A 7091-nucleotide genomic window follows, 5' to 3' on the forward strand; every position below is an offset into this window, starting at 1 on the left:
CAATGGGATATGCTGCCTGTATACACGCCATTCAATGTTTCAAGCTCAATCGCAATCACGGTATCGAGTTTGAGTAGTTCGCCAATCGGCCTTGCCAAGTGTGCGGCGGTATTTGATACCAACACACAATGATCGCCACGGTTGCGATGCCACTCGATGCGCTCTAACGCTTGTGGCACCACCACAGGGGCGACGCGCCGATCGATAAAGTCGGTCGCCCATGCAGCCACGGTTTGAGTGGATTTTCCTTTGATTGGGCTCAACTGCACTTGCATATATTGCTCAAGGTTGATGCGGCCTTTTTTAAAATCCAGATACGCCCGCTTTTCTTGGTCGACCACGTTTTGCGGGGCAAGGTCGCACTGACAAAGGTATTCCAGCCACGCTTGTTTGGTGTCGGTGGCAATCAGTGTTTCGTCTAAGTCGAAGAATGCAATGTTAATCGGAGAAGTCATAGCCAAACTGATGTAATGAGACATTGATAGGCATCCTAACGAGCAACTATGACGATAGGGTTTCACTCTGCAGTGGTATCATCTGGTAAGAGCAGCCCATATTTTTGCTTCAAATCGTCAAAGGTGCCATTCCGTTTGATTATTTCTAACCCGCGGTTAAAGGCTTGAATATATTCTTGCGCCTTAGGGTTGGCCTTGCCGGCGGTGACATGGATATGTTGTTTGATCATCGGAGTGGGAGAAAAGTGAAAATCATCGGTATTTAGGTTTAAAGGTTCGAGCTCGTGTTGCATGACAAAGCGATTGCCCACCGCCATATCAACCCGACCGGCAGCGAGCATTTGTAAGCTCGAACTTAGCGAGGTGGTTTCTACTCGTTGAAAATAATCTGCATCTAAAAACCATGAATCATAGCCGTAGTCGCGTACGCTGGCGATACGTTTGCCAATAAGGCTTTTGGGGCCTTTGAAGTCAAAAAAGGTATCCTTTCGCATCATGATATCGATATTGGTGGCGAAATAGGGCTGACTAAATAGTAGGAATTCACTGCGTGCGTCTGTGTACCATGTGGTGGTGAGGAGATCGATCCGCCCATTTCTCACTTCGTACAAGCCGCGCGCCCAAGGGAAGAGTAAGAATTTGGTATCATAGCCTTGGGTAGAAAGGGCAGCGGTCACTACTTCAACAGAAAAGCCAGGTCTAGCTGTATCTCGAGTGACGTAAGGAGGCCAAGCGTCGTTGACTGCGGTAATAATTTTCATCTTCCCGTATACCGGGAGGGTGAAAACACAGAAAGTAAATACGAGGAAAAAACGCTTAAAAGAGATGAGCCTCATAGATAGGTATCCTTATCGATCAATGGATATCATCGCCAGACTAAGGCGTCGTTTTTCATCAGTATAGTGAATGTTTTAGAGATCGATAATAAACGCCCCAGCAGGTACCGGGGCGTATGGATTTGAGGGAGAGAAAGATTGCTCTCTTATTGGCGGATGCCCTCTACGTGCAGCTCCATATCGACATATGTGGCTGGGCCCATAGTGGCAATGCCGAAATCAGCGAGCTCGAGGCGAGTGTTGCCCATAAAGCCTGCGCGGTAGTTACCCCATGGGTCATCGCCGTGGCCAACCAATTCAGCGTCAATCTCAATCGGCTTGGTTTGCCCGTGTAAGGTGAGGTCGCCTGCAATGGTCATCGAACCATCGCCGTTATCTGTGACCTTAGTGCTCTTAAAAGTGGCTTGGCCAAACTTGCTCGCGTTGAGAAAATCTGCACTACGAATGTGCTTGTCGCGCTCGGCATGGTTAGAGTCCAAGCTGGTGGTATCGACGGTCACTGTTACGCTAGACGCACCAATGTTGTTGGGATCAAATTCAAACTGACCATCGAATTTGTTAAAGCGACCTTTGGTAAAGCTGTAACCTAGATGAGGCACTTTGAAGTTGACAGAGGCATGTGCGCCCTTGGTGTCAATCATATAAGTGTCTGCCAATGCAGGCCCAGATAAGAGTGTCGCGGCGCTAATTCCCATGGCTAACATGAGTTTTTTCATTTCGGGTTTCCTCCGATCATCTTCCGTAACGTATTGTCTTTGTCGATAAAATGGTGCTTTAACGCAGCCAGTGCGTGAACAGCGGCTAAGGCAATCAGGGTAATGGCAACATAATAGTGTACGTCACCTGCGATATCCGACTGATTAGGGAAAAGCTCCCCTGCACTTGGCACGGTAAACCAAGTAAACACGTCGATACCTCGGCCATCTGAGGTAGAAATTAAATACCCAGACACAAACAGTACTGCGAGGAGCAAGTAAATCGTGTGGTGTGCTGCGGTCGCTGCTTTGCGTTCCCACGCTTTGCCCTCAACCTTAGGCATTGTATGGGTGATTTTCCATCCTAAGCGCAGTATGGTGGCGCCAGCGAGCAAGATCCCAATGGATTTATGCCAATGTGGGGCGGTTTGATACCAACTGCTGTAATAGCTAAGGTCGACCATCCACAGGCCCACGGCAAACAAGCCGATAATGACCAGAGTAGAAAGCCAGTGCAGCACCCGCATTACAGGATCGTAACTCGTTTTCGCTGTCATAGTCCCTGTCCTAATAACAATTCCAACACAGTATATAAGGTAAAATGGGATTCAGAACCAAGTTACCTTGAACAAGATGTTCGAATTATTCTAACGAACTCTTTACACGGTTACGAATCGCGCTCTGTCCAACTGAGGCTCAGTGAGACGGAGTCGGCAAACCTTAACGCATGCGGCTTATCAATAGTCACTTGGGCGTAACGCACCCAGTGGTGATCGCGTGCAATGTCGAGCACGCCGGCGACCAGTTTTTCCAACAACAAAAAGCGGCCATTCTCAACATAGTCGATAATCGCTTTGGTGATCACTTTATAGTTCAGTGCGTCATCAACATTATCCTCTTGGCTGGCTTTGTGGCCGGGATAGTGAATTTCTACGTTAATCACCACATCTTGCTTCTTTTCCTGCTCTTCGGGGTTAAAGCCGATATATGTACGCAAACGTAGGTTGGTAATTTTGATCACAGCGTCATTCATCATTGTGCTTTCCAGTTAGGCAATTACGCTAAATGGCGTCCGCCATCGAGTTTAAGGGATTGGCCCGTCATATGCTGACTGGCAAGAATAAAGTCGCAGGCGTTGATCACTTCCTGCTCGCCGGGCACTGTGCCCAAAATCGATTTTTTGCGCGCTTTCTCACGGTAGGCATCGTCATCGCCGTCGTTGAACATGATAAGCGCGGGGGAAATACTGTTTACCTTGATGTCGGGGGCGAGTTGTTGGGCAAACGATAGGGTGAGGTTCTCAAGCGCGGCTTTACTCGCGGCATAGGCAAGGTGTTTTGCGCTGCCTTTGTGGGCCACGTAATCGGTCAGGTGAATAATGTCGCCGCTATTCATCCATCGAGTTGCCGCCATATTGATCAGATAAGGCGTTTTGGCGTGGATTTGCATCATGCTGTCAAACAAAGCCGCGAAATCTTGGCTTTGTTTTTCACTGTCCCACGATGAGGCATTGTGGATTAAACAATCAAACACCGGATTGTGCGCGTCAATGGCTTGGATAAATGCATGGATGCCGGCATCGTTAGAAAAGTCCGCCTGAATACAATGAGCGCCTCGCTCGATAAGCTCACTCACTTGAGGACGCGGTGTCCGATATGACACAGTGACTTGATGCCCTTGCGCAAGAAAGTGACAAGCAAGCGCGTAGCCGATCCGTTGTCCTGCCCCTGTGATAAGAATATGCTTTTTTGTCACGTGTTTTCCTTTATGGTTACCACTGAGAGTGAATGCACTCTGACAACAACGAGTATGTTACGTTTCATGGACTTGTAGCGATCAAAGATAGCGACATGTTAACGAAATCGACAGATTTATACCGAGTTAACTCGCTGATTTCGTGGCATGAACAACAAAATCGCGGACAATCGGAACAAATGCATTACCATCATGCAACCAACTTTGAGGGAAATTGTCATGGAACCTTGCCAATGGGCACAACAGAGTGAGTCGGAGCAGCATTATCACGATACCGAGTGGGGCGTGCCGACATTTGATGATCAAGCGATCTTTGAGTTCATTTGTTTAGAGGGCGCGCAAGCAGGATTAAGTTGGCGGCTGATTTTAGAAAAGCGTTCCGCGTATCGCGCCGCTTTTTCTGATTTCGATTTCTATCAACTGGCAAACGTGGCTGAGCCGAATATTGCTGAGATCATGGCCAACCACGAGATTGTCCGTAATCGCTTGAAAGTGGCGTCTGTGTTTACCAATGCGCAAGCGGCGGTGACGCTGGTGGAAGAGTATGGATCCTTGGCGAAGGCGCTGTGGCAGTTTACTGGCGGTGTACCGATCGTAAACCACCACCAATCGGATGCCGATGTCGCCACCGCGACCGACGAATCCCGTGCCATGAGTCGCTTTTTGAAAAAGCGTGGCTTTAAGTTTGTGGGCGAGACGATTTGCTATTCGCTGATGCAAGCGCTTGGCATGGTCAATGATCATGTCGTCACATGTCCGCGCTATCAACCCTGTTGCGGACTGGCTGACTCGGTAAAAGCCCCGCCTCAGAAATAACGACGGAATTGCCAGAAGCGTGCTTGCCAATTTGCGTGGAGAAAATACCAAGCTGAGATGCTCAAGTTAATTCAGCCATGCCTGAATGAACTGGCTGATAGCGCCGATCGCTGGCGCGAATAAACAGRGCACGGCCAAGACCACGAGAACAATAATGCGGCGGGGCGACTTGGCAATCTCCTGCGCGGCTCGGACAGTAAACCAATTATCCGAACCGACCAAGTATGCGCTCTCTTGGGAGCGATTGTCTTTTTTCTCATATTTAATCATGGGCTAATTTTTTTGGGACGTGGATACGATCAAATACTACTTTACTACCGCGACGGTTGGGCAGGGGGAGTGGGGTGATGTTGACTACCCGACCGCCGAGCAGGTAGGGAAAAAACGCGTCCGATTGCTCAGAAGTAAAGGCGAAATACAGTGTGACTGGGTGAGCGTAGATACGTTGAGTGGCGAGTAGCCCAAACAGTGCATGTTCGGTGTGATGATAGCCATTTAGCCAGTCGAACTGCTTATTAGTGTGTGGGTTTAGGCCTACGCCACCGTGGACCTTATCCACCCACGCATCAAGAAACTGCCAAGTGGTACTGGCCAAGCTTGCCTGCAATGAATCTTCCCCGACTAATTTGGCGATGATGAGCCCCTGATCCAGCTCGACCCATTGCCAAGAGTTGATGTAGTTTTCATCGTGATAGCCTTTCCAAGTGATTTGGGTACCTGCGTTAGCCCATTTGTCGCGCTTGGTGTTGGGGAGGTATGACATCAGCTCGGTGACGGGCAGCTCACGAGTCGCTTGGTTAAGAGTTTGTGCTAGGCAGTTTTGTACCTTTTGTTGATCCTCGTGAGTCAGTAAGTCACGATTGAGGAGCAGGTTCCACCAAGTTTTGACAGCATGGCCAAAGTCATTATGCTCATGTTCGGATAACATCGTGCCATTGTCATGTAATGCGCTGAAGACGCGACATTGCTTGAGATCTACATACTGATCGATGAGCGCATCAACCACCCATTGGCGGTACTGGCTTAACTGGATGTTCTCTTGTGGCGTACTAACCGAGCTGACTAGGTTCAAATAGGCCGTGAGTTGATCGAGTTGTGCGACTAGCTCGCGTTGTGGAGTGCTAGACGTCGAGCGTGGCCACCAGTTCAAAGCCTTGTTCTCTGGATCGTAGTAGCGCTTAAACAGGGTATCGATTTCTTGAAGTAGGATGTGGTGCACGGCCGCATCGCGAGTGAGGTAATCATACATGGCTAGGCCTAATAGAGCATAAGCCGCATCTTGCGCGGAGGCAGGTTCTTCGCTGACCTTATTATTAATGTCTACGTAAAGCGCAAACCCTCCTTGTGGTAGTCTCATCTTTAACAGTTCTTGAACACCCGCCGAAGCGATAGAGAGGGCGTCGGGCTCCCCAGTAATATGGAACAAAGCCAGATAGGTGTAGATCTGACGAGACTGCATTCGAGTGTAACGCCGGCCTAACTTGTCTTTAGCTCTCACATCCACCAATTCCTGACACAGAGCCTCTGGTGAGGGCAGGCGGCCGTTGTCACAGCGAAAGGTTGGGAATCGTCCTCGTGGTGTGCCATAGGCATCGGGCTGCATCCAGTATTGACTAATCACTTGCGTGTGGTGCATCCAGTCATCTTGAGTCGGGTAAGAAAGTTGCGTTTTCGCGTCAGTGACTGTACTCATAAGAGCAAATAGCACGAGGATAACGTGGTACAAATAACGTAGGATCATAATGGATAAACCTTATCCGCAGAAGCAATGGTTTCTTGTCGATGGGCGACCATGATTTTAATGATGTTCAGCTCAGCGATATTGGCATTGATCTTTTGTTCGCTAAGTGTGTCAAGATGGCTGGTCGCTTCATCTAACAGCAGAATTTTTGGCTGAAGATACAGAGCACGCGCGAGCAGTAAGCGTTGCCTCTGGCCCCCGCTGAGTAAGGCGCCCATGTCGCTGATCAGAGTGTCATATCCGAGTGGTAATTTTTTGATTTCATTATCAATATAGGCTAGCTGAGCGGCTTTCACCATCTGTTCGCGCGGTTTTATGACGGCTTTTTTCAATTAAGGTTAATTCTTGGCGAATATTGTCGTTAGACAGAGCGTATTTCTCTTTCAGTACCACTTTATCCATTTGTATTTTTTCTTTTGTGTCATTGAGTAATGACAACAGCTTGGTGTATTTCGAGTTGCCATATTGGTCGTACTCATCACTGGTTATAAACAGTAACGACTGCCCTTTATCCACCAGATTACCATTGTCAAAATTAAAGCCACTAATACTGCCAGTTGCATTGCTGGTAATAGTGATGATGCCATTGCTATAGGTAAGTTCACCGTCAGCGTTGATCACTCTAGGTAATTCAATAATAAACAACGAAATCGCGAGAATAATAAAGACAACTAAGCTTATAAAAATACCTAATCTGATATTCTTATTTCCAACCGTTAATGGACTTCCATACAGAGAATTTAACTGGTTTCTTTTTTTTCTAGGTACTCTTCTCTGAACAAAATTATTATTT

11 protein-coding genes are annotated in these 7091 nt (G+C 48.0%); 1 reads left to right on the plus strand and 10 read right to left on the minus strand.

The annotated features are described in order from the left end of the window. The 6 genes from BZG83_RS15335 to folM form a co-directional block, all read right to left on the minus strand. A partial coding sequence (locus tag BZG83_RS15335; RefSeq protein ID WP_108744065.1) for an HAD family hydrolase occupies positions 1-479 on the minus strand: 479 nt, incomplete at its 3' end. 38 nt (positions 480-517) lie between these two features. Continuing rightward, entirely contained in the window at positions 518-1216 is a 699-nt protein-coding gene (locus BZG83_RS15340) for a substrate-binding periplasmic protein (protein ID WP_158011481.1), read from the minus strand. A gap of 221 nt (positions 1217-1437) precedes the next feature. Beyond that, positions 1438-2007 carry a YceI family protein gene (locus BZG83_RS15345; protein ID WP_077481839.1) on the minus strand — a complete coding sequence of 190 codons (570 nt, stop codon included), beginning with the start codon at positions 2005-2007 and terminating at the stop codon, positions 1438-1440. Further along, the gene (locus tag BZG83_RS15350; RefSeq protein ID WP_069588733.1) at positions 2004-2543 is read right to left on the minus strand and encodes a cytochrome b; all 540 of its coding nucleotides are present in this window, start codon (positions 2541-2543) and stop codon (positions 2004-2006) included. The genes BZG83_RS15345 and BZG83_RS15350 overlap by 4 nt, the downstream gene beginning before the upstream one ends. A 110-nt stretch (positions 2544-2653) precedes the next feature. Beyond that, entirely contained in the window at positions 2654-3022 is a 369-nt protein-coding gene (gene folX / locus BZG83_RS15355; RefSeq protein WP_198536724.1) for a dihydroneopterin triphosphate 2'-epimerase, read from the minus strand. Positions 3023-3042: 20 nt separating this feature from the next. Beyond that, positions 3043-3741: a dihydromonapterin reductase gene (gene folM, locus BZG83_RS15360; protein WP_077481841.1), complete on the minus strand. Its 699-nt coding sequence runs from the start codon at positions 3739-3741 to the stop codon at positions 3043-3045. Positions 3742-3960: 219 nt separating this feature from the next. Between folM and BZG83_RS15365 the strand changes: the two genes are divergently transcribed. Continuing rightward, complete coding sequence (locus tag BZG83_RS15365) at positions 3961-4557, plus strand: DNA-3-methyladenine glycosylase I (RefSeq protein WP_077481843.1); 597 nt, start codon at positions 3961-3963, stop codon at positions 4555-4557. A gap of 66 nt (positions 4558-4623) precedes the next feature. On the opposite strand, the gene BZG83_RS15370 is transcribed toward BZG83_RS15365, so the two are convergent. The 4 genes from BZG83_RS15370 to BZG83_RS16815 all read right to left on the minus strand — a co-directional run. Further along, a complete protein-coding gene (locus BZG83_RS15370; protein ID WP_077481845.1) occupies positions 4624-4827 on the minus strand; it encodes a hypothetical protein in 204 nt (67 codons plus the stop codon). Next, positions 4820-6250 carry a hypothetical protein gene (locus BZG83_RS15375; protein ID WP_131825105.1) on the minus strand — a complete coding sequence of 477 codons (1431 nt, stop codon included), beginning with the start codon at positions 6248-6250 and terminating at the stop codon, positions 4820-4822. Before BZG83_RS15375 ends, BZG83_RS15370 begins: the two co-directional genes overlap by 8 nt. A gap of 44 nt (positions 6251-6294) precedes the next feature. After that, positions 6295-6597 (minus strand): ATP-binding cassette domain-containing protein, encoded by a 303-nt coding sequence (locus tag BZG83_RS15380; RefSeq protein ID WP_077678166.1) that lies wholly within the window; start codon positions 6595-6597, stop codon positions 6295-6297. Continuing rightward, a partial coding sequence (locus tag BZG83_RS16815; RefSeq protein ID WP_158074978.1) for a hypothetical protein occupies positions 6566-7091 on the minus strand: 526 nt, incomplete at its 5' end. The genes BZG83_RS15380 and BZG83_RS16815, both read right to left, overlap by 32 nt.

The sequence above is a fragment of the Salinivibrio sp. PR919 genome (assembly GCF_001995355.1).
Classification (GTDB): domain Bacteria; phylum Pseudomonadota; class Gammaproteobacteria; order Enterobacterales; family Vibrionaceae; genus Salinivibrio; species Salinivibrio proteolyticus.